The 26,143-nt window shown below is 39.8% G+C and carries 22 protein-coding genes; all 22 read left to right on the forward strand.

All coding sequences use genetic code 11. The annotated features are described in order from the left end of the window. The first annotated feature begins 54 nt into the window (after positions 1–54). Positions 55–927, forward strand: a complete 873-nt coding sequence (gene dprA, locus ACZ5XR_RS06845; RefSeq protein WP_464500919.1) for a DNA-processing protein DprA — start codon at positions 55–57, stop codon at positions 925–927. A 413-nt stretch (positions 928–1,340) separates the two neighbouring features. Beyond that, positions 1,341–3,419, forward strand: coding sequence for a type I DNA topoisomerase (gene topA / locus ACZ5XR_RS06850; RefSeq protein WP_464500920.1), 2,079 nt, complete (start codon positions 1,341–1,343; stop codon positions 3,417–3,419). A 152-nt stretch (positions 3,420–3,571) separates the two neighbouring features. After that, a complete protein-coding gene (trmFO, locus tag ACZ5XR_RS06855; protein ID WP_464500921.1) occupies positions 3,572–4,879 on the forward strand; it encodes an FADH(2)-oxidizing methylenetetrahydrofolate--tRNA-(uracil(54)-C(5))-methyltransferase TrmFO in 1,308 nt (435 codons plus the stop codon). Between the two features lie 410 nt (positions 4,880–5,289). Continuing rightward, positions 5,290–5,832, forward strand: coding sequence for an ATP-dependent protease subunit HslV (gene hslV / locus ACZ5XR_RS06860; protein ID WP_464500922.1), 543 nt, complete (start codon positions 5,290–5,292; stop codon positions 5,830–5,832). A gap of 22 nt (positions 5,833–5,854) precedes the next feature. Next, entirely contained in the window at positions 5,855–7,261 is a 1,407-nt protein-coding gene (hslU, locus tag ACZ5XR_RS06865; protein WP_464500923.1) for an HslU--HslV peptidase ATPase subunit, read from the forward strand. Between the two features lie 82 nt (positions 7,262–7,343). After that, positions 7,344–8,123, forward strand: coding sequence for a GTP-sensing pleiotropic transcriptional regulator CodY (codY, locus tag ACZ5XR_RS06870; RefSeq protein WP_464500924.1), 780 nt, complete (start codon positions 7,344–7,346; stop codon positions 8,121–8,123). Positions 8,124–8,331: 208 nt separating this feature from the next. Next, entirely contained in the window at positions 8,332–9,036 is a 705-nt protein-coding gene (rpsB, locus tag ACZ5XR_RS06875; protein WP_464500925.1) for a 30S ribosomal protein S2, read from the forward strand. A 129-nt stretch (positions 9,037–9,165) separates the two neighbouring features. Further along, complete coding sequence (gene tsf, locus ACZ5XR_RS06880; protein WP_464500926.1) at positions 9,166–10,050, forward strand: translation elongation factor Ts; 885 nt, start codon at positions 9,166–9,168, stop codon at positions 10,048–10,050. A gap of 69 nt (positions 10,051–10,119) precedes the next feature. Then, positions 10,120–10,845: a UMP kinase gene (pyrH, locus tag ACZ5XR_RS06885; RefSeq protein ID WP_464500927.1), complete on the forward strand. Its 726-nt coding sequence runs from the start codon at positions 10,120–10,122 to the stop codon at positions 10,843–10,845. Next, positions 10,845–11,402, forward strand: coding sequence for a ribosome recycling factor (gene frr / locus ACZ5XR_RS06890; RefSeq protein WP_464500928.1), 558 nt, complete (start codon positions 10,845–10,847; stop codon positions 11,400–11,402). The genes pyrH and frr overlap by 1 nt, the downstream gene beginning before the upstream one ends. Before the next feature lie 236 nt (positions 11,403–11,638). Beyond that, positions 11,639–12,415 carry an isoprenyl transferase gene (locus ACZ5XR_RS06895; protein ID WP_464500929.1) on the forward strand — a complete coding sequence of 259 codons (777 nt, stop codon included), beginning with the start codon at positions 11,639–11,641 and terminating at the stop codon, positions 12,413–12,415. Positions 12,416–12,449: 34 nt separating this feature from the next. Then, on the forward strand, positions 12,450–13,244 hold the full coding sequence (locus tag ACZ5XR_RS06900) for a phosphatidate cytidylyltransferase (protein WP_464500930.1): 795 nt from the start codon (positions 12,450–12,452) through the stop codon (positions 13,242–13,244). 24 nt (positions 13,245–13,268) lie between these two features. Further along, the gene (gene dxr / locus ACZ5XR_RS06905; RefSeq protein WP_464502246.1) at positions 13,269–14,411 is read left to right on the forward strand and encodes a 1-deoxy-D-xylulose-5-phosphate reductoisomerase; all 1,143 of its coding nucleotides are present in this window, start codon (positions 13,269–13,271) and stop codon (positions 14,409–14,411) included. Between the two features lie 17 nt (positions 14,412–14,428). Continuing rightward, positions 14,429–15,688 carry an RIP metalloprotease RseP gene (gene rseP / locus ACZ5XR_RS06910; RefSeq protein WP_464500931.1) on the forward strand — a complete coding sequence of 420 codons (1,260 nt, stop codon included), beginning with the start codon at positions 14,429–14,431 and terminating at the stop codon, positions 15,686–15,688. A gap of 156 nt (positions 15,689–15,844) precedes the next feature. Further along, positions 15,845–20,170: a PolC-type DNA polymerase III gene (locus ACZ5XR_RS06915; RefSeq protein WP_464502247.1), complete on the forward strand. Its 4,326-nt coding sequence runs from the start codon at positions 15,845–15,847 to the stop codon at positions 20,168–20,170. A 330-nt stretch (positions 20,171–20,500) separates the two neighbouring features. Then, entirely contained in the window at positions 20,501–20,968 is a 468-nt protein-coding gene (gene rimP / locus ACZ5XR_RS06920) for a ribosome maturation factor RimP (RefSeq protein ID WP_464500932.1), read from the forward strand. A 44-nt stretch (positions 20,969–21,012) separates the two neighbouring features. Beyond that, positions 21,013–22,134, forward strand: coding sequence for a transcription termination factor NusA (gene nusA, locus ACZ5XR_RS06925; protein ID WP_464500933.1), 1,122 nt, complete (start codon positions 21,013–21,015; stop codon positions 22,132–22,134). Positions 22,135–22,152: 18 nt separating this feature from the next. Then, positions 22,153–22,437, forward strand: a complete 285-nt coding sequence (rnpM, locus tag ACZ5XR_RS06930) for an RNase P modulator RnpM (protein WP_464500934.1) — start codon at positions 22,153–22,155, stop codon at positions 22,435–22,437. After that, positions 22,434–22,736 carry a YlxQ family RNA-binding protein gene (locus ACZ5XR_RS06935; RefSeq protein WP_464500935.1) on the forward strand — a complete coding sequence of 101 codons (303 nt, stop codon included), beginning with the start codon at positions 22,434–22,436 and terminating at the stop codon, positions 22,734–22,736. Before rnpM ends, ACZ5XR_RS06935 begins: the two co-directional genes overlap by 4 nt. A 19-nt stretch (positions 22,737–22,755) precedes the next feature. Then, positions 22,756–25,047, forward strand: a complete 2,292-nt coding sequence (infB, locus tag ACZ5XR_RS06940; protein WP_464500936.1) for a translation initiation factor IF-2 — start codon at positions 22,756–22,758, stop codon at positions 25,045–25,047. After that, positions 25,044–25,325, forward strand: coding sequence for a DUF503 domain-containing protein (locus ACZ5XR_RS06945; RefSeq protein ID WP_464500937.1), 282 nt, complete (start codon positions 25,044–25,046; stop codon positions 25,323–25,325). The genes infB and ACZ5XR_RS06945 overlap by 4 nt, the downstream gene beginning before the upstream one ends. Before the next feature lie 17 nt (positions 25,326–25,342). Then, positions 25,343–25,714, forward strand: a complete 372-nt coding sequence (gene rbfA / locus ACZ5XR_RS06950) for a 30S ribosome-binding factor RbfA (protein ID WP_464500938.1) — start codon at positions 25,343–25,345, stop codon at positions 25,712–25,714. Positions 25,715–26,143: the final 429 nt, after the last annotated feature.

Genomic DNA, 26,143 nt, shown 5'->3' on the forward strand with positions numbered 1-26,143 from the left:
CATAACATGAGGGGCTATTTCTCTTTCCTTAAAAAATTGAAAAGGAGATTTTATATGGATGACTTTAAAGAAAAATTGATTCATGTACTCCATTATCCTAATATTTCATGGAATGGAGTATACCAATTGCTAAAAAAGGACCCATCACTTCAATCAATATACCAGTTCCGTCCACCGGCACTTATCGGCACCCCCGTGAATTCTCCCAAATCACCCAATTCCCTAAATAACACTACTGAAATCATTCATGAACAAATACGCCAATACGATATAAATGATATTTCCGTGATTTCCATTTTTGATAAGGAATACCCTAAAATTTTAAAGGAAATTTACCAGCCGCCATGGGCACTATTTGCTAAAGGTGATATTTCCCTTCTGAATAAGGAACCTAAACTTGCTGTGGTTGGATCGCGTCAGGCAACCCAATATGGCCGAAATGCCATCAGGCTCATTTTCCCTGAATTAATTGAAAAAGGTGTTCTCATTGTGAGCGGTATGGCTAAAGGGATTGACGCGCTTGCCCATGAATATGCCATTAAGAATGGCGGAAACACAATCGCTGTGATTGCCGGCGGAATATATCATATTTACCCAAAGGAAAATATGAGTCTCGCTATCGAATTAATGAAATCCCAGTTGATCATCTCCGAATATCCTCCCGATACGAAGCCGCTCCGGTGGCATTTCCCTGCAAGGAATCGAATTATCAGCGGACTTTCAAAAGGAACTTTTATTATAGAGGCAAAAAGAAAGAGCGGCTCTCTCATAACAGCAAACTATGCAGTTAATGAAGGTCGTGATGTTTTCTCATTACCTGGCAGTATCTTTAATCCTTTTTCAATTGGAACAAATGAACTTATACAGGCAGGAGCGAAGCTTGTTACAAATGCAGCGGATATTTTAGAAGAGATTGACAATAATTAAGGATAAAAAGTAATTAATTAGGAATAAGTGCTTCATTTTTAAGAGGTTTTTTCAAAAGAAACGAAGAAATAAGCAAAAAAGACTTGAAATTATTTCTATTATGTTATACATTTTCCATCAGTAAACGTTAACATCTAATGGCTTGTTCATTGACAAGTTCTTATGTTATGTACAATAATAATGGATATTTTAAATTCACTTTTTGCATAACTTGGTTAAAACGACTTTATGTTATTTAAATGGTTAAAGACCTAATCAATATATTGAATAAAATCGGGATAAGGCATTTTTGTAAAGTATTTTCTCCCCTCCAAGTAGTTATATTGGAATTTAAGGAAAACTTATCAAATTGTAAGCAGCCACCAACTGGTCGCTTTCACATTTCTTATACCCCTCTTAAGGAGGATTTTTGAATGTCAGAGTTTCTTGTAATCGTTGAATCACCTGCAAAAGCGAAAACAATCGAACGCTATCTTGGAAATAAATATAAAGTGAAAGCATCGATGGGACATGTACGCGACCTGCCACGCAGCCAAATGGGTGTCAATGTCGAAAATAGCTTTGAGCCTAAATATATTACCATTCGCGGTAAAGGACCTGTTTTAAAGGAATTAAAATCAGCCGCAAAAAAAGCTAAAAAAGTTTTTCTCGCAGCTGACCCTGATCGCGAAGGGGAAGCAATTGCTTGGCATTTAGCTCATAGTTTGGATGTGGATATTCATTCAGATTGCCGGGTTGTTTTTAATGAAATTACAAAAGATGCGATTAAAGAGTCGTTTAAACATCCCCGTCCGATCAATATGGATTTAGTTGATGCACAGCAGGCACGACGAATTCTTGATCGTCTTGTCGGCTATAATATTAGCCCGCTACTATGGAAAAAGGTGAAAAAGGGCTTAAGTGCAGGAAGGGTTCAATCCGTTGCCGTCCGGTTAATTATTGACCGCGAAAAGGAAATTAAAGCCTTTATCCCGGAAGAATATTGGACCATTGAAGGGGAAGTTTTTAAGGGGAAAAATCATTTCCGTGCTCTTTTTCATTCGATGGCCGGTGAAGAAAAGTCGGAATTAAAGTCTGAGGCAGATGTTCAGAATGTTCTAAGCAAAATGGAAGGCAATCAATTTAAAGTGATTGCGGTTACAAAAAAAGAACGAAAGCGTAATCCGGCACCGCCGTTTATTACTTCGTCGTTGCAGCAAGAAGCGGCAAGAAAGCTGAATTTCCGTGCCAAGAAAACGATGATGCTTGCCCAGCAGCTTTACGAAGGAATTGAACTCGGCAAAGAGGGTACAATTGGTCTGATTACTTATATGAGAACAGACTCCACCCGTATTTCAGAAATTGCCCAAGCCGAGGCTGCCAACTATATCCGTTCAGAATACGGAGAAAATTATTTAAAAGAAGAGCAAAGAAAAGAGAAAAAACAAACAAACGCTCAGGATGCCCATGAGGCCATACGCCCAACTAGCACGATGAGGGATCCGAACAGCTTGAAAGATTTTCTATCTAGAGACCAATTCCGCCTATATAAACTAATATGGGACCGCTTTATTGCCAGCCAAATGGCACAGGCAGTAATGGATACCATGAGTGTTGATTTACAAAATGGCCGTGTGATTTTCAGATCAACAGGTTCAAAGGTGAAATTTCCCGGGTTTATGAAAGTGTATGTTGAAGGCACCGATGATCAAGTAGATGAAAAAGATAATATGCTTCCTGACCTTAAAGAGGGAGATTTGGTCCTCCAAAAAGATATAGACCCGAAGCAGCATTTTACTCAGCCGCCTCCTAGATATACAGAAGCACGGCTTGTCAAAACACTTGAAGAGCAGGGAATAGGGCGTCCCTCTACATATGCTCCGACATTGGATACGATTCAAAAAAGAGGATATGTGGCTTTAGACAATAAACGCTTTATTCCAACTGAGCTTGGTGAAATCGTGCATGAAGTGATGGCGGATTTTTTCCTTGACATCATAGATGTGGAATTTACAGCGAGATTGGAAAAAGGTTTAGACCATATTGAAGATGGGAAAATGACTTGGATAAATCTGATTGATGCATTTTACAAAGAGTTTGAAACCCATTTAAAAATAGCGGAACAGGAAATGGAAAAAATAGAAATAAAAGATGAACCTGCCGGAGAGGATTGCGAAGAATGCGGTAATCCGATGGTGTTTAAAATGGGCAGATATGGGAAATTTATGGCATGCAGCAATTTCCCGGATTGCCGGAATACAAAGCCAATTGTGAAAGAAATCGGGATTACTTGTCCGAAGTGTAAGGAAGGAACAATCGTCGAACGCAAAAGTAAGAAAAAAAGATTGTTCTATGGCTGCACCCATTTTCCAGAGTGTGATTTTATTTCTTGGGATAAACCGCTGCCAAGAAGCTGCCCCAAATGCGAAGGGCTACTTGTAGAAAAGAAGCTTAAAAAAGGTGTTCAAGTACAATGCACTGAATGTGACTACAAGGAAGAACAGCAAAGCTAAAGAGTGGGCAAAGCTCACTCTTTTCCTTTTGTTTTAATCAAATGACTTTTTTCTTTAGGCAACCTATAGTACAATGCAATATGGACTTGACCTGAGGGAAGAGTAATATTATCTGTGTAAATGACAAAAAGAATGAATTCAGGAGGTCAACCATGAACGATGTTACCATAAATGTAATTGGTGCAGGGCTTGCAGGAAGTGAAGCCGCCTGGCAAATTGCCAAGCGGGGCAAAAAGGTCCGCCTTTTTGAGATGCGTCCAGTGAAGCAAACCCCTGCGCATCATACTGATAAATTTGCCGAATTAGTTTGCAGTAACTCATTAAGAGCCAATACATTAACCAATGCAGTTGGAGTATTAAAAGAAGAAATGAGAAAGCTTGATTCGGTTATTATAGCCGCCGCTGATGCCTGTTCAGTGCCGGCAGGCGGGGCTTTAGCCGTCGATCGCCATGAATTCGCGGCTAAAGTTACGGAGATGGTTAAAAACCATGAAAACGTGACGGTAGTTAATCAGGAAATAACCGAAATTCCGGAAGGTCCAACTGTTATTGCAACAGGCCCATTAACAAGTCCGGCATTATCGGAGGAGTTGAAAAAGCTTACAGGTGAGGATTATCTTTATTTCTATGACGCTGCTGCTCCGATCATTGAAAAAGAAAGCATCGATCTGAATAAAGTCTATTTGAAATCACGGTATGATAAAGGTGAAGCGGCCTATTTAAATTGTCCCATGAATGAGGAAGAGTTCACTCGATTCTATGAAGCGCTTGTTTCGGCTGAAACAGCCCCCGTCAAGGAATTTGAAAAGGAAGTTTTTTTTGAAGGCTGCATGCCGATTGAGGTTATGGCTGCGCGCGGCAAGAAAACGATGCTATTTGGTCCATTAAAGCCAGTGGGACTAGAGGATCCGAAAACGGGAAAACGCCCCTTTGCCGTTGTTCAGCTAAGGCAGGATGATGCGGCAGGAACCTTATTTAATATCGTTGGCTTTCAAACACATTTAAAATGGGGAGCACAAAAAGAAGTAATCAGCCTGATTCCGGGACTTGAAAATGCAGAAATTATCCGCTATGGTGTAATGCACCGGAATACGTTTATCAATTCTCCGAAAGTGTTAAAGGCAACCTATCAATTCCGGAATCGTGAAGATTTATTTTTTGCCGGTCAAATGACCGGTGTCGAAGGCTATGTAGAATCAGCAGCCAGCGGCTTGATTGCAGGAATAAACGCCGCTCGATTTATTGATGGGAAAGAAACGGTTGAGTTTCCGGCGGAAACCGCAATCGGCAGCATGGCACGCTATATTACAACAGCAAATCCAGCTAATTTTCAACCGATGAATGCCAATTTTGGTTTATTCCCGGAACTTCCAGTTCGAATTAAAGGGAAACAGGAAAGAAACCTGCAGCATGCAAATCGAGCCTTAGAAACAATTCAGAACTTTGTGAAAGTTTTGTAAAATTTATTGCAAGGGCTATAGAAGTGTGATACTATTTAGTAGCCCTTGTGAGCTGAATCGAATGACAAATGTGAAGGTTTTATTAACATTGTTGATCGTGTATTTACAAATGGAGAAGAATTACTCAGAATACAATTAAATATTATCAACTTGTTTTCAGTGGTTTCATTACGTTCATATCTGAGCAAGCAGCAGTCAATTATTGATGTTGAGTATATACATATGAAAATGTAGTGGAAGCTTTTTTTGTGAAAAGCGACGTGTAATAGATGAACACTAAATAAAAACGTATATGTCCCATCATCCTAGGGCATAAATGAATAAAGTTTTCATAATTTTCTAGAGTACAGTATATTTCTTCATTTGATACGAATAAAATTGAAAACTCTTTAAAAGAGGTGGAACAATTAATGGAACAATTTCATGCTACAACGATCTTCGCCATTCATCATAAGGGTGAATGTTCAATGTCCGGAGATGGTCAGGTGACATTTGGCAATGCAGTAGTGATGAAACACACAGCAAGAAAGGTTCGAAAGATATTTAATGGGAAGGTACTGGCCGGATTTGCCGGTTCAGTTGCCGATGCATTCACTTTGTTCGAATTATTTGAAGCAAAACTTGAAGAATACAACGGAAACCTGCAAAGAGCGGCTGTTGAGCTAGCGAAGGAATGGCGAAATGATAAAATGCTGAGGAAGCTTGAAGCCATGCTGATTGTGATGGATCGTGAAAGCCTGTTGCTCGTATCCGGTACAGGTGAGGTGATTGAGCCTGATGATGGCATTATTGCAATTGGTTCAGGTGGAAATTACGCCTTAGCTGCAGGGAGATCATTAAAAAAATATTCAGGCGAACATTTAACGGCCAAGGAAATTGCTAAAGCTTCTTTAGAAATAGCTGCTGAAATCTGTGTGTATACGAACCACAACATTATTGTTGAAGAGCTATAACGGGAAGGAGACCAATTAATCAATGGGAAAAACAACAAATTTAACCCCTCGCCAGATCGTTGAAAGGCTTGATCAATATATTATCGGACAGAAGGACGCCAAAAAGGCAGTAGCAGTTGCTTTAAGAAATCGATACAGAAGAGGATTATTAAATGAAAAATTACGGGATGAGATCATCCCCAAAAATATTTTAATGATCGGACCTACCGGTGTCGGTAAAACGGAAATTGCCCGAAGAATTGCAAAGCTGGTTGGTGCTCCTTTTATAAAAGTTGAAGCGACTAAGTTCACTGAGGTTGGGTATGTAGGCCGTGATGTTGAATCAATGGTAAGAGACCTTGTTGAAACGGCCGTTAGGTTAGTAAAAGAAGATCGGATGCTTAGTGTGAAAGAACGGGCCGAAGAAAATGCAAATGCAAGACTAGTCGAATTAATCGTTCCATCGTCGAAAAAAACCAATACGTATAAAAACCCGCTCGAGATGTTATTTGGCGGTGGAAATACGGATACCAATCATGACGCTCAGAACACAGATGATTACTCAGTGAATGAAAAGCGGAAAATTGTCAAGGAAAAGCTTGCACTTGGTCAATTAGAGGATGAAATGGTGACGGTTGAAGTGGAAGAACAAACGCCTTCCATGTTCGATATGCTTCAAGGGTCTGGAATTGAACAAATGGGCATGAATATGCAGGATGCATTGAGCAGCTTTATGCCGAAAAAGCGCAAGAAACGAAAATTAACGGTTCGCGAAGCGAGAAAAGTTTTGACAAGCGAAGAAGCCAGCAAGCTCATTGATATGGATGAAGTAACGTCTGAAGCCGTCTATCGTGCCGAGCAGACAGGGATCATTTTTATTGATGAAATTGATAAGATCGCAAGTAAAAATTCCGGCGGCTCCTCGGCAGATGTTTCCCGAGAAGGTGTTCAACGAGATATTCTACCGGTTGTCGAAGGTTCAACAGTGGTGACTAAATATGGATCTGTTAAAACGGATCATATATTATTTATTGCTGCAGGAGCATTCCATATGGCAAAGCCATCTGACTTGATTCCAGAATTGCAGGGGCGTTTCCCGATTCGTGTTGAACTGACAAAATTAACGATAGATGACTTCTTTAGAATCCTGGTTGAACCGGATAATGCGCTTATCAAACAATATCAGGCATTATTGGAAACAGAAGGTATACAAATTGAATTTTCTGACGATGCTATTCGTAGAATTGCTGAAGTGGCTTTTGAAGTGAATCAAAATACCGATAATATCGGTGCAAGACGTCTTCACACTATTTTAGAAAAGCTTTTAGAAGACCTTTCCTTTGAAGCGCCTGATATTACATTGGATAAAATCACGATCACTCCACAATATGTGGATGAAAAACTTGGAGCCATCTCCAAAAATAAGGATTTAAGCCAGTTTATTCTATAAAAACAAAGATCCTAATACGTGGAAATGAACGTATTACTATAAAATTTCATAATGGTTGCAGTTAATTAGGAGGAAGAAACAGATGGATTTACTTACTAAAACAAGAAAAATTAATGCTTTATTGCAAAAAGCTGCCGGCAAGCCAGTTAACTTTAAGGAAATGTCTGAAACATTAAGCGAAATTATTGAATCCAATATTTTCGTTGTCAGCCGTCGCGGAAAATTGCTTGGATTTGCCGTTTACCAGCAAATCGAAAATGAACGCATGAAAAAAATGTTTGAGGACCGTCAATTCCCTGAAGAATATACAAAAGGGCTATTTAATATTCAAGAAACTTCTTCTAATCTTGATATTGAAAGTGAATATACCGCATTCCCGGTTGAGAATAAAGATTTGTTCGTTGAGGGATTAACGACGATCGTTCCCATCATTGGCGGCGGGGAACGCTTAGGTACATTAATTCTTGCAAGATTGCATGAAAAATTCCATGATGATGATCTCATCCTTGCTGAATACGGCGCGACAGTTGTTGGTATGGAAATTTTACGTGAAAAATCAGAGGAAATTGAAGAAGAAGCACGCAGTAAAGCTGTTGTTCAAATGGCGATCAGCTCATTATCTTATAGTGAATTAGAAGCTATTGAACATATTTTTGAGGAGCTAAACGGTCATGAAGGCCTATTAGTCGCATCAAAAATTGCTGACCGTGTCGGAATCACACGCTCTGTGATCGTTAACGCATTAAGAAAGCTAGAAAGTGCCGGGGTCATCGAATCTCGTTCACTTGGAATGAAAGGAACCTATATTAAAGTTTTAAATGATAAGTTCCTGGTTGAATTAGATAAATTAAGATCAAATTAATGATTCATCATTCCCTTGTCGGAGTTTTCCACAAGGGAGTTTTTATTTTTATGTAAGTATTACTTGAAAGTCATCCCTACATGTGCTATATTATTTCATGGTGTTATTACACACGCTTATTGATTTATCCAGATGGTGCTGTTCTTAAACAGTTTTTGGCTAAAGATGAGATAAGCGGAGGAAATCAAAACCATTAGGAGGAAAAAACATGTCAGTCATTTCTATGAAGCAATTGCTTGAAGCTGGTGTACATTTTGGACACCAAACTCGTCGTTGGAACCCTAAGATGAAGAAATATATCTTCACTGAGCGTAACGGCATCTATATCATCGACCTTCAAAAAACAGTTAAGAAGGTAGAAGAAGCTTATAACTGGGTAAAGGAACTTGCTGGTAACGGCGGAACAGTTCTTTTCGTTGGTACAAAGAAACAAGCTCAAGATTCTGTTAAAGAAGAAGCAGGCCGTTCTGGTCAATATTATGTGAACCAACGCTGGTTAGGCGGTACATTAACAAACTTCGAAACAATCCAAAAGCGTATTGGCCGCTTAAAAGATATTGAAAGAATGTCAGAAGACGGTACTTTCGAAGTACTACCTAAAAAAGAGGTTGTTCAATTAAAGAAAGAACAAGAACGTCTTGAAAAATTCCTAGGCGGAATTAAAGATATGAAACAGCTTCCAGATGCACTATTCATCATCGACCCTCGCAAAGAGCGTATCGCAGTTGCTGAAGCTAAGAAACTAAACATTCCTATCGTAGGTATTGTTGATACAAACTGTGATCCAGATGAAATCGATGTTGTAATTCCTGCAAACGATGATGCGATCCGCGCTGTTAAACTTTTAACAGGTAAAATGGCAGACGCTATTCTTGAAGCTAAACAAGGTGAAGAAGTAGCACAAGAAGCATAAGAGTGACTTATTAAAAAGGTGATAAGAGGGAGACCCTTTATCACCTTTTTTTAGAGAATTACATTTATTCTTAGGTCACAATGGCTATGATAGAAGTAGAGTACATAGAATTAAAGGAGGAAATAGATTATGGCAGTTACTGCTCAAATGGTTAAAGAACTACGTGAAAAAACAGGCGCAGGAATGATGGATTGTAAAAAGGCGCTTACTGAAACTGATGGTGATATGGAAAAAGCGATTGATTTCCTACGTGAAAAAGGAATCGCTAAAGCTGCTAAAAAAGCTGACCGTATTGCTGCTGAAGGATTGGCGGCTATTTCAACTGAAGGTAACGACGCTGTTATCTTTGAAGTAAACTCTGAAACAGATTTCGTTGCGAAAAACGAAGGTTTCCAAACGCTTGTTAAAGAAATTGGCACACATCTTCTTAAAAACAAACCTGCAACTGTAGAAGAAGCAGAGCAACAAACAATGGAAAACGGTACTACTGTTGCTGAACACATCAATGCAGCAATTGCTAAAATTGGTGAAAAACTTTCACTACGCCGTTTCACAATTGTTTCAAAAACAAATAACGACGCTTTCGGTGCATACCTTCACATGGGCGGCCGCATTGCTGTATTAACTGTTCTTGAAGGAACAACTGATTCCGATGTAGCAAAAGATGTATCAATGCATATTGCCGCATTAAATCCAAAATATGTTTCTCGTGATCAAGTATCACAAGAAGAAGTTGAGCGTGAGCGCCAAGTATTAACACAACAAGCACTTAACGAAGGAAAGCCTGAAAATATCGTGGCGAAAATGGTTGAAGGCCGTCTTGGAAAATATTTCGAAGATGTATGTGTCCTTGATCAAACATTTGTTAAGAACCCAGATCAAAAAGTACGTCAATTTGTTGAATCTAAAGGTGCAAAAGTTCGTGAATTCATTCGCTATGGAGTAGGCGAAGGCATTGAAAAACGTGAAGATAACTTCGCAGAAGAAGTTATGAACCAAGTAAATAAAAAATAATTTGAATAGGGAGCACATTGTGTTCCCTATTTTTGAAGAAAAAAGTTATTACATATTTCGGAGGTTTATATGAGTGGTCCTAAGTACAATCGGGTTGTTTTAAAATTGAGCGGGGAAGCACTAGCGGGAGAATCGAGCTTTGGAATTAAACCTTCCGTTATTAAATCGATTGCCATTCAAGTGAAAGAAATAGCAGAGCTTGGTGTTGAAGTTGCAGTTGTTGTAGGCGGAGGCAATATTTGGCGAGGGAAGATTGGCAGCGAAATGGGCATGGATCGTGCCACAGCAGACTATATGGGGATGCTCGCTACTGTCATGAACTCTCTAGCACTCCAGGACAGCTTAGAACATCTGGGGATCGAATCCCGTGTTCAAACCTCAATTGAAATGCGACAAGTTGCCGAGCCATATATTAGACGTCGTGCAATCAGACATTTAGAGAAGAAACGTGTCGTCATTTTTGCTGCAGGTACAGGAAATCCATATTTCTCAACTGATACAACGGCTGCATTAAGAGCAGCTGAGATTGATGCGGAAGTTATCCTCATGGCAAAAAACAATGTTGACGGTGTATATTCAGCAGATCCGCGCTTTGATAAAGAGGCGACAAAATATGAAGAACTATCCTACTTGGATGTAATTAAAGAAGGATTGGCAGTTATGGACTCCACTGCTTCATCATTATGTATGGATAATGACATTCCACTTATCGTTTTCTCAATTATGGAACAAGGAAATATTAAGCGCGCCGTACTGGGTGAAAAAATTGGAACAATCGTTAGGGGGAAAAATTAATGGCACAACAAGTGATCGCGAATGCAAAGGATAGAATGTCAAAAGGGATACAAGCATATACTCGTGAACTTGCCAGCATTCGTGCAGGCAGAGCCAGTGCGTCCCTGTTAGACCGAATAACGGTAGATTATTACGGAGCACCTACACCTGTGAATCAATTAGCAGGAATCACAACTCCTGAAGCAAGGCTGCTTGTTATTCAACCGTATGATAAATCCATTTTAGGTGATATTGAAAAAGCAATCCTAAAATCAGATTTGGGTTTGAATCCGACTAATGATGGAATGTTAATCCGACTTGCCATTCCACAATTAACGGAAGAGCGCCGGAAAGAACTTGTGAAACTCGTAAAAAAAGAATCGGAAGAAGCGAAAATTGCTATCCGCAATATCCGCCGTGATGCGAATGAAGACTTGAAAAAGTTAGAGAAAAAAGGCGATATTACAGAAGATGGACTTCGTGGATACTCTGATGACATTCAAAAGTTAACAGATGAAAACATCAATAAAATTGATCAAATTACAAAAGATAAAGAAAAAGAAATTATGGAAGTGTAAGTCATTACATTTTAGGTGACCCTCTATTATAGGGGGTTTTTTCTCTATTTTTAACCATTTTAAAAAGCAATAACAGTATTAACTATTATTCTGAATCCCTTTTACTTTACATAAGTTAGTTATTAGAAGATATCTTTTTACTTTTTTGGTATGATATATGCATGCATTTCCGGTTCACCGTTTAACAGGATCTATTATCGGAGTATATGATTAACTTAATTTGGAGGAGCATTATCATGTTTAATAAAATAAGGCTATGGAAGAATCAAAATAACTCTTCCACACTCCGAGAAAGAATAGAAGAAATAAAAAAGTTACCAATCCCTCAACATGTTGCCATCATCATGGATGGCAATGGACGATGGGCTAAAAAGAGAGCCTTACCGCGCGTTGCTGGCCACCATGAAGGGATGAAGGTTGTTCGTAAAACGACAAGGCTCGCTAATAAACTTGGAATTAAAACTCTTACCTTATATGCTTTTTCGACTGAGAATTGGAAACGTCCCAGAACTGAAGTAGAGTATATCATGAAATTACCTGAGGAGTTTTTAGGTACCTTCCTGCCTGAATTAATTGAAGAGAATGTTCAAGTGAAAATGATGGGATATAAAGATCAACTCCCTATACATACATTACATGCTATAGAAAAAGCTATTGAAGAAACGAAGAACAATAACGGACTAATCCTGAATTTTGCCTTGAATTATGGCAGTCGGGCTGAAATAATTGACGCAGTGAAAAAAGTCTTAAATGATTGCAGCAGTGGTATAATGAAAGAGAATGACATAGATGAGGAAACCTTTTCCTCCTATTTAATGACATCCAATATGTTGGACCCGGATCTATTAATTCGAACAAGCGGAGAAATTCGCTTAAGCAATTTTATGCTATGGCAATTAGCTTATACAGAGTTTTGGTTTACTGATGTCTTATGGCCGGATTTTAGTGAAGAGCATTTACTGGAAGCGATTGAAGTATTCCAGCATCGCCAGCGCCGGTTTGGAGGAGTTTAATCATTCAAGAATGACAAAGGTGTTGAACTTTTAAATGAAGCAAAGAATCATAACAGGAGTCATAGCAGCAGCCCTATTTGTTCCCCTTGTTTTTATCGGCGGACTTCCATTCGTGCTTTTATCGTATTTTCTGGCCACCATAGGGTTGTATGAATTATTAAAAATGAAAAATTTGTCTTTTTTTTCAGTGACGGGACTGTTATCACTTTTATTTCTCTGGGTCATTTTATTCCCAAGCAAGTATTATCATATATTTGATACATTTCATTATTCCAAAACGGAGTTAGCCATCGGTTTAATCCTGTTATTATTAACGTTTACTGTGATAACAAAAAATAGCTTTACATTTGAAGATGCCGCATTTTCGATTCTTGCTGCCATATATGTCGGAATCGGATTTTATTTCTTTATGGAAACCCGCCTGGAAGGTGGGCTTGCCTACATTTTTTATTCCTTATTTATGATTTGGGCTACGGATTCAGGTGCTTATTTCATTGGAAAAGCCTTAGGCAAAACGAAATTATGGCCAGAAATAAGCCCAAATAAGACTGTTGAAGGTTCCATTGGCGGTGTAGTTTGTGCTTTAATCATCGCTTTATTATTTTCATTACTTTCAAATATCAATACGACATGGATCTCATTACTGGGCATAACAGTTGTCCTTTCTGTTTTTGGACAAATTGGCGATTTGGTGGAATCTGCCTTTAAACGGCATTTTAATATAAAGGATTCCGGAAATATTTTACCCGGGCATGGGGGAATCCTTGATCGCTTTGACAGCTTATTGTTTGTATGGCCGTTATTGTACTTTTTCCATCTTTGGAGTTAATTTTTTTAGGAAGGGAATTTGAAATTGAAAACAATTAGTTTATTGGGTGCAACTGGCTCAATCGGTACCCAAACTTTAGATATTATTCGAGAACACCCGACAGAATTTCATTTAGCTGCCATATCAGTCGGAAAAAATATTAACTTGGCAAGAAAAATCATCAATGAATTTAAACCAAAGCTTGTTTCTGTGTTGGATTATCAGGATTGCGCAACTTTAAATGCTGAGTTTCCATCTACTAAATTTACATTTGGGCAAGATGGGCTGATCGAAGCGGCTGTTTATGAGGAAGCAGATATTCTTGTGAATGCCGTGCTTGGCAGTGTTGGTCTAAACCCGACATTACAAGCCATTGAAAGCGGTAAAACGATTGCTATTGCCAATAAAGAAACACTGGTAACCGCAGGACATCTCGTCATGAAAGCAGCCAAGAGAAAAAATGTCCCATTGCTCCCGGTCGATAGTGAACATTCAGCCATTTTTCAGGCACTTCAAGGTGAAAAACAAAAAAATATCGAAAGATTAATCTTAACCGCATCTGGAGGAAGCTTTCGCGACCGATCACGACAAGAACTAGAAGAGGTAACAGTGGAAGATGCGTTAAATCATCCTAACTGGTCAATGGGCGCAAAAATTACCATCGACTCCGCCACGATGATGAATAAGGGCTTAGAAGTAATTGAAGCCCATTGGCTTTTTGATTTACCTTATGAAAAAATCGATGTGTTGCTTCATAAAGAAAGCATCATCCATTCGATGGTAGAATTTCATGATGGCAGTATTATCGCCCAGCTTGGGACACCGGATATGCGCGTACCTATACAATTTGCACTCTCATATCCTGACCGAATGCCGCTTCCTTCCTCTAAAAGATTGGATTTGGCTAGTATTGGAAAACTGCATTTTCAAGAAATGAATGTTGAACGTTTCCGCTGCTTGCAATTTGCCTATGAAGCAGGAAAAAAAGGTGGAACCTTGCCAACTGTAATGAACGCAGCAAATGAAATAGCTGTCGCTGCATTTTTGGAAGGAAAAATCCGTTTCTTACAAATTGAAGATTTGATCGAGAAAGCGATGCAATCTCATCAAACCATTGAACACCCAAGTCTTTCAGAAATTCAAGAAGTAGATAAAGAAACGAGACAGTTTGTACATTCACTTCTATAAAAAAGGTGGTTTTATTTTTGACAACAGTTATTGCCTTTATTATTATCTTTGGCGCACTTGTTTTTTTTCATGAATTAGGCCATTTTGTCTTTGCCAAAAGAGCTGGAATATTATGCCGAGAATTTGCCATTGGTTTTGGGCCGAAAGTCTTCTCCCATAAAAAGGGAGAAACAACCTATACCATTCGCTTATTGCCCATTGGGGGATTTGTCCGCATGGCTGGTGAAGATCCGGAAATGGTGGAAATCAAGCCTGGATATCGGGTCGGATTGTTGTTTGACAAGGAAGAAAACGTAAATAAAATCATTTTGAATAATAAGGAAAAATTCCCTAATTGTCGGATAGTGGAAGTAGAATATGCAGATATTGAACGTGAACTTGTTATAAAGGGATATCCTGATGATGAGGAAGAAAACTTAAAAACCTTTAAGATCCTCCCAACTGCTGTAATCGTAGAAAACGGGATTGCATCACAAATAGCGCCAATTGACCGTCAATTCGGTTCCAAAACTTTAGGCCAAAGAACGATGGCTATTTTCGCCGGCCCGATGATGAACTTTGTGCTCGCGTTTGTCGTTTTTGTTATTATTGCCTTTTTACAAGGTGTGCCAACAAATGATAATAAATTAGGAGAAATCACCCCTGATGGGGCAGCTAAAGCGGCTGGACTTCATAAGAATGATGTTGTTCAAAGCATTAATGGAGCGGAAATTACCAGCTGGCAAGATGTGGTTGAAATTATCCGCAAAAACCCAAACAAGCCGTTGAATTTCTCTATTTTAAGAGGAAGTCAGGAAAAAGAAATCCAAGTAACCCCGGTTGAAAAAACAGTAGATGGAAAGAAAATGGGGATTATTGGTGTATATAACCCGGTTGAAAAGTCACCAGTACAAGCAATTACGTCCGGATTCAAAGATACATATACCTGGACAATGCAAATCATTTCGATGGTTGGAAAATTGGTAACGGGTCAGTTTTCGATCAATATGTTATCAGGCCCGGTTGGAATTTATCAAGCCACGGATACGGTAGCCAAATCAGGTATTTATTATTTAATGAAATGGGCCGGGATCTTAAGCATTAATTTGGGTATAATGAATTTACTTCCGATACCGGCTCTTGACGGCGGAAGATTATTGTTTTTTGCTGTAGAAGCTGTTCGCGGGAAACCCATTGACCGCCAAAAAGAAGGAATGGTTCACTTTATTGGCTTTGCCCTTCTTATGCTTCTGATGCTGGTCGTAACATGGAATGACATCCAAAGATTTTTCCTATAAGTATAAGGTACCTGCGAATGGTACCTTTTCTTTTTTTGTTTAAAAATGGATGAAGTTTTCTGTCGAATTTAGCCGAATTAACAAACGCCATATGATATAATTACTATTTGAATTCATATGGAATCTAGAGAATGAATATAGATGGGAGAGAGAATGATGAGCGGACATGCCCATGAAAAAAAAGAGCGATTCCTACTCTTGCTCCAGCAGCTAAAATTAAATGAAGATGCAGTCGTTGCGCACTTTCCAAATGCACAAATTGAAAGATTTATCGTTGAAAAGAAAGCTCGAAAGTGGCATTTTCAATTTTCACTTGAAAAAATCCTTCCTTATAATGTATTTATCCGCTTTACTTCCCAACTCGAGAGAGAATTTTCACATATAGCCAGTATTTCATACGAAATAATAGTCGCCGAGCGAAGCTTTTCATCGGAACTATTATTGAGTTATTGGAATCATTGCATTCAGCAGATTGACGGCATCGCCCCGCCTCTTTTAAGGTTATTAAATGAAAACATCCCCTCTGTTAATGGGAATAGAGTGACCATAACTGTACGAAATGAAGCGGAAGGTTTAGCATTGACACGAAAATACGGTGGATTAATTTCTGAAATATACCAATCCTTTGGTTTTCCAAGCTTAACCGTCGAGACTGACATAAAAACGAATGAAAAAAATGATGAATATGAACAGTTCTTACTAGCTAAACAAAAAGAAGATCAAGAACGTGGCTTACAAGCATTAGTGGAACTGCAAAAGAAAGAAGCTGAAAAAGATCAGTCTGCTTCTGATATGCCTGAAGGCCCATTAACCATTGGGTTGACCATTAAAGACGATAGTGACTTCCGTAATTTGATTGACATCAATGATGAAGAACGAAGAGTGGCAGTTGAAGGCTATATTTTCGATGCGGATACAAAAGAGCTGAGAAGCGGCCGTACGCTATTAACGTTCAAAATTACAGACTATACAAGCTCCATCATGGTTAAAATGTTCTCCAGAGATAAAGAGGATGCCGCCCTTTATCAGCATGTGAAAAAAGGCATGTGGGTAAAGGTCAGAGGCAGCATTCAAAATGATACCTTTGTCCGTGATCTGGTGATGATCGGTAATGATATAAACGAAATCAAACCTATTGGCCGAAAGGATACAGCACCTGATGATGAGAAGCGTGTGGAGCTTCATCTTCATACTCCGATGAGTCAAATGGATGCTGTAACACCAGTCAGCTCCCTGATTGCCCAGGCGAAAAAATGGGGTCATAAGGCGATAGCTGTTACCGACCATGCTATCCTTCAATCGTTCCCTGAAGCATATGGTGCAGGGAAAAAGAATGGGATCAAAATTCTTTACGGTCTTGAAGCAAATTTAATCGATGATGGTGTTCCCATTGCCTATAATGATGGACACCGTTTGCTTGCAGAAGATACTTTTGTTGTTTTTGACGTGGAAACTACTGGTCTTTCAGCCGTTTATGATACGATCATTGAACTTGCAGCCGTTAAAGTGAAAAACGGAGAGATTATCGACCGCTTTGAATCATTCGCTAACCCGCACCATCGACTGTCTGCTACCACCATTAATCTAACAGGAATTACGGATGATATGGTTGAAAATGCACCAGAGGTTGGCGAAGTTCTTTTAAAATTTAAGGACTGGGTAGAAGATTCTATTTTAGTTGCTCATAATGCATCCTTCGATATGGGCTTTCTCAACGTTGGTTATCAAAAGATCGGATTTGAAAAAGCGAAAAACCCTGTTATTGATACACTCGAACTAGGCAGATTTCTTTATCCGGAGATGAAGAATCATCGGCTTAATACGCTGGCTAAAAAGTTCGATATTGAATTAACCCAGCACCACCGTGCCATATACGATGCGGAGGCAACCGGTTATTTACTGTTAAAGATGTTAAAGGATGCCCTTGAAAAAGGGATCGAATATCATGATCAATTTAATGATAATATGGGAAAAGGAAATGCTTATCAACGGGCCAGACCGTATCATTGTACACTTCTCGCTCAAACTGAACTGGGTCTGAAGAATTTGTTTAAGCTGGTCTCTATTTCCCATATTAATTATTACTATCGCGTTCCTCGGATACCAAGGTCCGTCCTGCAAAAATACAGGGAGGGAATCCTTGTCGGTTCAGCTTGTGATAAGGGTGAGGTTTTTGAAGGAATGATGCAAAAATCGCCTGATGAAGTGGAGGCCCACGCCCGTTTTTATGATTATCTAGAAGTCATGCCAAAACAAGTGTATGCCCCATTAATTGAGATGGAATTAATTCGCAATGAAAAGGCACTTGAAGAGATTATTTCGAACGTAGTCAAGCTGGGTGATAAACTGGGCATTCCGGTAGTCGCAACGGGGAATGTTCATTATTTAAATGAAAATGATAAAATTTATCGAAAAATATTAATCAATTCACAAGGCGGCGCAAACCCCTTGAACCGACACGAACTTCCCGATGTCCATTTTAGAAGCACAAATGAAATGCTCGAAGCGTTTTCCTTTTTAGGGGCGGAAAAAGCAAAGGAAATCGTCGTGACGAATACCAATAAAATTGCTGATATGATTGAAGAGATTAAACCGATAAAAGATGATTTGTATACACCGAGAATCGAAGGTGCCGACGAAGAGATGAGGGAAATGAGTTACGCCATGGCCAGAAGGATTTATGGTGAGGAGCTTCCTGAAATCGTCGAAGCCCGCTTGGAAAAAGAATTGAAAAGTATTATCGGGCACGGTTTTGCTGTTATTTATTTAATCTCGCACAAGCTCGTAAAAAAATCCCTTGATGACGGTTACCTCGTAGGTTCCCGTGGTTCTGTCGGTTCTTCCTTTGTTGCGACGATGACAGAAATTACCGAAGTGAATCCACTACCTCCTCATTATATTTGTCCTAGCTGTAAAAACTCGGAATTTTTTAATGATGGCTCTGTGGGATCGGGATTTGACCTGCCTGATAAAATTTGTCCAAATTGCGGGACGAAATACAAGAAGGATGGCCACGATATTCCGTTTGAAACGTTTCTTGGTTTCAAAGGGGACAAAGTTCCGGATATCGATTTAAACTTCTCTGGTGAATATCAGCCAAGGGCTCACAATTATACAAAAGTTCTATTTGGTGAAGACAATGTGTATCGTGCCGGGACCATTGGAACCGTAGCGGATAAAACGGCTTTCGGGTACGTAAAAGCTTACCAGCAGGATAACAACCTTCAAATAAGAGGTGCCGAGATCGAGAGGCTTGCCTCCGGTTGCACGGGCGTGAAAAGAACAACGGGCCAGCACCCGGGAGGGATTATCGTTATCCCGGATTATATGGATGTATATGATTTTACCCCGATTCAATTTCCGGCAGATGATAAAACTTCAGAATGGAAAACAACCCATTTTGATTTCCATTCCATCCATGATAATGTTTTGAAGCTGGATATTCTTGGACACGACGATCCTACCGTCATCAGAATGCTTCAAGATCTTAGTGGAATCGATCCAAAAACGATTCCAACGGATGACCCTGAAGTAATGAAAATCTTTAGCGGGACGGAATCATTAGGGGTAACCGAACAGCAAATCATGTGTAAAACCGGTACACTAGGCATCCCTGAATTTGGGACGCGCTTTGTCCGGCAAATGCTTGAGGATACGAAACCAACAACCTTTTCCGAGCTTGTTCAAATTTCAGGATTATCGCACGGGACGGATGTCTGGCTTGGGAATGCACAGGAATTAATTCATAATCAGACATGTACACTAAGTGAGGTAATCGGCTGCCGTGACGATATCATGGTGTATTTGATCTATCAAGGGTTGGAGCCATCCTTTGCTTTTAAAATTATGGAATCGGTCCGTAAGGGGAAGGGTTTAACCGAAGAAATGGAAGCGGAAATGCGCAAAAACGAAGTACCGGAGTGGTATATCGATTCCTGTAAAAAAATCAAGTATATGTTCCCTAAGGCCCATGCTGCAGCCTATGTGCTAATGGCTGTTAGGATTGCTTATTTTAAAGTACATTTGCCGCTTTTATATTATGCTGCCTATTTCACGGTTCGCGCTGAGGATTTCGACATTGAAGCCATGTCGCGAGGATCCGAAGCCATTCGTTCCAAAATTGAGGAAATCAATGCAAAAGGTCTTGAAGCTTCAAATAAGGAGAAAAACCTGTTAACAGTTCTTGAACTTGCCCTTGAAATGACAGAAAGAGGATTTTCATTCAAAAAGATTGACCTGTATAAATCTGCTGCAAAAGATTTTATCATTGAAGAAAACTCCTTGATTCCTCCGTTTAATTCAATCCCGGGACTGGGAACAAACGTGGCTTTAAATATTGTTAAGGCAAGGGAAGAGGGAGAATTTTTATCAAAAGAAGATCTGCAGCAACGGGGGAAAGTATCCAAAACGCTCATTGAATATTTGGATAAACAAGGCTCTCTTGAATCACTGCCGGAACAAAACCAGCTCAGCCTTTTCTAGATAGGTAAAAAGCCTGTCAGAACTTGATTCCATTTGCATATAAATAATGGTTATGGTATAGTTTTAATGGAAATACTAAGAAATACTCTCGTATCTAAGAGTGGGGAAACCCACTCTTTCGTTTTGGAATCGAGCTTCAGCGCCTAGCCCCTCGATCGCTTCGGTCCAGCCGATGAAGTCAAAGAACGACTTCACCGTCTGGCCCTCCAGCGCTTGTCGGGGCTGACCAAGGCGCTTTCGCATCTTGATTTTGTTTGCGTCTTTTTCTTAATAAAACTTTCCATGAACTACATATAATATGGGTGGAATTTTGCAAAAAGGAGGCTTAGCATGAGCAAAGTAACGGAAGTGGTAGAAGAACTGGCAGCTCCGATTATCCAAGAGCTTGGGTTAGAATTGGTGGAAATCGACTACGTCAAAGAAGGAAAAAGCTGGTTTCTTCGCGTATATATCGATAAAGAACAAGGTGTTGATATAGAGGATTGCGGACATGTAAGTGAACGACTCAGCGAAAAGCTCGATGAGATTGACCCGATTCCCCATAATTATTTTCTCGAAGTATCCTCACCAGGAGCTGAACGTCCCTTAAAGAAAGACAAGGATTTTGAAAAGGCAATCGGCAAAAATGTCTTTATTAAAACCTACGAACCTTTAGATGGTGAAAAAAGTTTTGAAGGAACATTGCTAGATTTTGATGGTCAACAATTAACAATTGAAGTGAAAATAAAAACACGAAAGAAGACCATTGAGATTCCATATGAAAAAGTAGCAGCAGCCAGGCTGGCGGTTATTTTTTAGTGAAAATAGAATAAATTGAAAAAAGGTTAGGGGGATATACGCCGATGAGCAGCGAATTATTAGATGCTCTAACAATACTGGAAAGAGAAAAGGGTATTTCCAGGGATGTTTTAATTGATGCAATCGAAGCAGCACTTGTATCAGCATATAGACGAAATTTTAATCAGGCCCAGAATGTACGAATTGATTTGAATTTACAATCTGGTTCGATGAGAGTTTTTGCCAGAAAAGAAGTGGTAGATGAAGTTTTTGATCCACGTTTGGAGATTTCCATTCAGGACGCGAGACAAATCAATCCGAACTATCAGGTAGAAGATGTTGTGGAAATGGAAGTTACGCCAAAGGACTTTGGCAGAATTGCCGCTCAAACAGCGAAACAAGTTGTCACACAACGTGTAAGAGAAGCAGAAAGAGGCATTATTTATTCCGAATTCATTGACCGTGAAGAAGATATCATGACCGGGATTGTTCAAAGAATAGACTCCAAGTTCATTTACGTAAGCCTTGGCAAAATTGAAGCGCTTCTTCCTGTGAATGAACAAATCCCGAACGAGAGATATAAGCCTCACGATCGGATCAAGGTTTTTATCACCAAAGTGGAAAAAACGACAAAAGGTCCACAAATCTTTGTTTCCCGGACTCATCCCGGTTTATTAAAACGATTATTTGAAATTGAAGTGCCCGAAATTTTTGACGGCACAGTGGAAATTAAATCAGTTGCCCGCGAAGCTGGCGACAGGTCGAAAATTTCTGTTCATTCCGATAACCCTGAAGTGGATCCGGTTGGCTCTTGTGTTGGTCCAAAAGGAACAAGAGTTCAAGCAGTTGTCAATGAATTAAAAGGGGAAAAAATAGATATTGTAAAATGGTCCGATGACCCAGTCGTTTTTGTTGCCAATTCACTAAGCCCCTCAAAGGTATTAGATGTGATGGTGAGTGAAGATGAGAAAGCGACTACCGTAGTTGTTCCGGATTATCAGTTATCCCTTGCAATCGGTAAACGCGGTCAAAATGCACGTTTAGCCGCCAAATTAACCGGTTGGAAAATCGATATTAAAGCTGAATCAGAAGCGCGAGACCTGGGAATTTACCCCCGTGCAGAAACGATTCGCTTATTTGATGACCAGACCCAAAATGATTTCGAATTTGAAGAAGAATTAGATTAAAGTTGAGGTGAATGATGAGTGAACAATCGTAAAAAAGTTCCTATGCGCAAGTGTGTAGCAACCGGTGAAATGAAGCCGAAAAAAGAACTCGTTCGCATCGTTCGCACCAAAGAAGGAGAGGTATCGATCGACCTGACTGGAAAGAAATCAGGCAGAGGTGCTTATCTTTCAAAGGACAAAGAAGCAATTTTACAAGCCAAGAAAAAGAATACCTTGTCCAATCATTTGGAAGTTTCAATAAATGATTCATTGTACGAAGAGCTTCTTGAGCTTATAGAGAAGGAGAACCGGCTATCCAAATGAATGGAAATCAATGGATGTCATTACTTGGCTTGGCCAATCGAGCACGGAAAATTATATCGGGCGAAGAGCTGGCCGTTAAGGAGATTCGCGGCGGTAAAGCAAGGCTCGTAATACTTTCGGCAGATGCATCTGCAAACACGACCAAAAAAATTACAGACAAATGTAAATCGTATGAAATTCCACTGAAAATCGTGGAAAATCGCCATCTTCTGGGCCAAGCAATTGGCAAAGAAGCCCGCGTTGTTGTTGCTGTATTGGATGATGGATTTGCAAAAAAACTGGTAACGTTGCTCGATTAATTCTAGCGGGGGTGAAAATATGAGTAAGATTCGTGTTTATGAGTATGCAAAGAAACATAATGTTTCAAGTAAAGACGTCATTACAAAATTAAAAGATATGAATATAGAGGTCTCCAATCATATGGCAACAATAGAAGATGCAGATATTGTAAAACTCGATGCAATTTATAATAAAAAAGACAACAATGGGGCAAAGCAGCAAAAACAAGCTAATACCCAGCAGCAAAAGCAAATGAATCAGCGTCCTAGTCAAGGGCAGCAAACCCAAAAACAACTGGTTCAGACAAAAACGACTCCAAAGGCATTTGAGGAAGATGATGAGAAAAACTCTGCACCAAGTAAAGTGAAAGTAGTCTCTCCTCCCAAAACAATTGAGGGCAAAAAGCAAAACCAAGAATATCAATCGAAAGAAAATAAAGTCTTCAATTCAGGAAAAGGTAATAATAAAAGACCTTATAATAATAACAATAATCAAAATCGTAATAATAATAACAAAAAGAAGAATCATCATACACCTGTTCAACAAGCACAGCCACAAAAGAAAAAAGAGAAAGAGCTTCCTGCGAAAATTACTTTCACAGAATCTCTAACGGTTGCTGAATTGGCTAAAAAACTTTACCGTGAACCATCTGAAATCATCAAAAAGCTCTTTTTACTTGGAGTAATGGCAACCATTAATCAAGTATTAGATAAAGATGCAATTGAATTGATTGCCGGTGAATATGGTGTCGAAGTTGAAGAAGAAATCAAAATCGATACAACTGATTTAGAGGTTTACTTTACTGAAGATACAGCTGATGATCTTGAGGAAAGACCTGCTGTTGTGACCATTATGGGACACGTTGACCATGGTAAAACCACCTTGCTGGATTCCATTCGGAATACAAAAGTAACCGAAGGGGAAGCAGGTGGTATCACTCAGCATATTGGTGCCTATCAAGTTGTTGAAAACGGTAAGAAAATAACTTTCTTGGATACCCCAGGACACGCTGCCTTCACAACGATGCGTGCACGTGGAGCACAAATTACAGATATTACGATTCTGGTTGTTGCTGCAGACGATGGAGTTATGCCACAAACAGTTGAAGCCATTAACCATGCCAAAGCTGCTCAAGTACCAATTATCGTTGCTGTAAATAAAATGGATAAAGAAGCTGCCAATGCCGATCGAGTCATGCAGGAATTAACTGAACACGGTTTAGTATCAGAAGCATGGGGCGGGGATACGATTTTCGTTCCGCTATCTGCAAAGACAGGCGATGGCATCGACAATCTATTAGAAATGATTCTTCTTGTGAGCGAAGTGGAAGAATATAAAGCAAACCCTAATCGCAAGGCAATGGGTACGGTTATTGAAGCACAATTAGATAAAGGCCGTGGTTCAGTCGCAACTTTACTGATTCAAAACGGTACATTAAAAATTGGTGATCCAATCGTTGTTGGAAACACTTTTGGCCGTGTCCGTGCGATGGTCAATGATAAAGGCCGCCGTGTGAAAGAAGCTGGTCCTTCTACTCCAGTTGAAATCACTGGTCTTAATGATGTGCCACAGGCAGGCGATCGCTTCGTTGTGTTTGAAGATGAAAAAACGGCTCGTCAAGTTGGGGAAGCCCGCTCACAGCAGGCCCTTGTTGCCCAGCGCGGTGAAAAATCAATTGTCAGCCTTGAAACTTTATTTGATCAATTGAAACAAGGGGAAATGAAGGATCTAAACATTATCCTCAAAGCGGACGTACAAGGCTCAGCTGAAGCCGTTGCTGCTTCCCTGCAAAAAATTGATGTCCAAGGCGTAAACATTAAAATCATTCATAGTGGTGCTGGTGCGATCAATGAATCGGATATCAGTCTTGCTGCCGCTTCAAATGCAATTGTCATTGGCTTTAATGTACGCCCTGATGCAAATGCGAAGCGTGCTGCAGAAGCTGAAAAAGTGGATGTCCGTCTGCACCGTATTATTTATAAAGTAATTGAAGAAATTGAAGCAGCGATGAAAGGGATGCTTGATCCTGAATTCGAAGAAAAAATCATTGGTCAAGCCGAGGTTCGTCAAACCTTTAAAGTGTCGAAAGTGGGAACGATTGCCGGTTCTTATGTAATAGACGGTAAAATCACTCGTGACAGTGGAATACGGTTAATTCGCAACGGCGTTGTCATCTTTGAAGGCCAAATTGATGCCCTAAAACGCTTCAAAGATGATGCTAAAGAAGTTGCCCAAGGATATGAATGCGGTATTACCATTAAGAATTTCAATGATGTTAAAGAAGGCGATATCATTGAAGCATTCGTGATGGAAGAAATCGAGCGTAAATGATCATCGGCGCGGCCGTTTGTGAATGCCTCATTTACGATGCCCATTCGCTTAAAGAAAAACGAGCGGTATTGCAGCGCATCCTTACAAGATTGAAGCAGAAATTTAATGTCTCTGTCTCAGAGGTTGATTTTCAGGATACATGGCAAAGAACAAAAATTGCCATTGCAGCAGTAACTTCTACCAGGGTTGCGACAGAACTTGAACTGCAAAATGCCTTGAAGTTAATTGACTCGTTTCCAGAAATAGAGAGGACGATCACCGAGATAGAATGGCTTTAAGTTAAGAGGTGAATGTGATGAGCCACAGAGCAAATCGTGTTGGAGAACAAATGAAGAAAGAACTAAGTGACATCATCGGTCGTAAAATTAAAGATCCCCGCATCGGCTTTGTGACGGTTACAGACGTTCAGGTTACAGGAGATTTACAGCAAGCAAAAGTATATATTTCTGTTTTAGGTGATGACGAGCAGAAGGAGAATACCTTAAAAGGTCTTGCCAAAGCAAAGGGATTTATTCGAACTGAAATCGGTCACAGGATCAGACTTAGAAAAACACCAGAAATTATCTTTGAATTCGACGAATCCATTGACTATGGAAATCGAATTGAAAACCTGCTTCATCAATTGCATCATGATGAAAAACCTGGTGAAAAGAATGAGGAAGAATAAAATGGATGGATAGACATATGTCTATCCATTTTTTTCAATGGGTTTGTTGTTCGCGGTCAAAGTGTACTCGAAGAGAGGCCTCAAGGACATTTTGGGCATAAAAAGCGGTCAAAGTGTCCTCGAAGAGTGATCTCAAGGACACTTCGGGCATAAAAAGCGGTCAAAGTGTACTCGAAGAGAGGTCTCAAGGACACTTCGGGCATAAAAAGCGGTCAAAGTGTCCTCGAAGAGAGGTCTCAAGGACACTTCGGGCATAAAAAGCGGTCAAAGTGACCTCGAAGAGAGGTCTCAAGGACACTTCGGGCAAAAAAAACGGTCAAAGTGTCCTCGAAGATGGTCTCAAGGACACTTGAAGCATAAAAACCGATCAAAGTGTCCTCGAAGAGAGGTCTCAAGGACACTTGAAGCATAAAAACCGATCAAAGTGTC

This window comes from Neobacillus sp. Fa239 (assembly GCF_055395235.1).

Coding starts and splice junctions, on each gene's coding strand:
- frr (WP_464500928.1), top strand. CDS start 10,845: ATGGCACAACAAGTGATCGCGAATGCAAAGGATAGAATGTCAAAAGGG.
- hslV (WP_464500922.1), top strand. CDS start 5,290: ATGGAACAATTTCATGCTACAACGATCTTCGCCATTCATCATAAGGGT.
- rbfA (WP_464500938.1), top strand. CDS start 25,343: ATGAGCCACAGAGCAAATCGTGTTGGAGAACAAATGAAGAAAGAACTA.
- codY (WP_464500924.1), top strand. CDS start 7,344: ATGGATTTACTTACTAAAACAAGAAAAATTAATGCTTTATTGCAAAAA.
- rimP (WP_464500932.1), top strand. CDS start 20,501: ATGAGCAAAGTAACGGAAGTGGTAGAAGAACTGGCAGCTCCGATTATC.
- ACZ5XR_RS06915 (WP_464502247.1), top strand. CDS start 15,845: ATGAGCGGACATGCCCATGAAAAAAAAGAGCGATTCCTACTCTTGCTC.
- infB (WP_464500936.1), top strand. CDS start 22,756: ATGAGTAAGATTCGTGTTTATGAGTATGCAAAGAAACATAATGTTTCA.
- nusA (WP_464500933.1), top strand. CDS start 21,013: ATGAGCAGCGAATTATTAGATGCTCTAACAATACTGGAAAGAGAAAAG.
- rpsB (WP_464500925.1), top strand. CDS start 8,332: ATGTCAGTCATTTCTATGAAGCAATTGCTTGAAGCTGGTGTACATTTT.
- dprA (WP_464500919.1), top strand. CDS start 55: ATGGATGACTTTAAAGAAAAATTGATTCATGTACTCCATTATCCTAAT.
- ACZ5XR_RS06895 (WP_464500929.1), top strand. CDS start 11,639: ATGTTTAATAAAATAAGGCTATGGAAGAATCAAAATAACTCTTCCACA.
- pyrH (WP_464500927.1), top strand. CDS start 10,120: ATGAGTGGTCCTAAGTACAATCGGGTTGTTTTAAAATTGAGCGGGGAA.
- ACZ5XR_RS06945 (WP_464500937.1), top strand. CDS start 25,044: ATGATCATCGGCGCGGCCGTTTGTGAATGCCTCATTTACGATGCCCAT.
- tsf (WP_464500926.1), top strand. CDS start 9,166: ATGGCAGTTACTGCTCAAATGGTTAAAGAACTACGTGAAAAAACAGGC.
- hslU (WP_464500923.1), top strand. CDS start 5,855: ATGGGAAAAACAACAAATTTAACCCCTCGCCAGATCGTTGAAAGGCTT.
- trmFO (WP_464500921.1), top strand. CDS start 3,572: ATGAACGATGTTACCATAAATGTAATTGGTGCAGGGCTTGCAGGAAGT.
- ACZ5XR_RS06935 (WP_464500935.1), top strand. CDS start 22,434: ATGAATGGAAATCAATGGATGTCATTACTTGGCTTGGCCAATCGAGCA.
- topA (WP_464500920.1), top strand. CDS start 1,341: ATGTCAGAGTTTCTTGTAATCGTTGAATCACCTGCAAAAGCGAAAACA.
- ACZ5XR_RS06900 (WP_464500930.1), top strand. CDS start 12,450: ATGAAGCAAAGAATCATAACAGGAGTCATAGCAGCAGCCCTATTTGTT.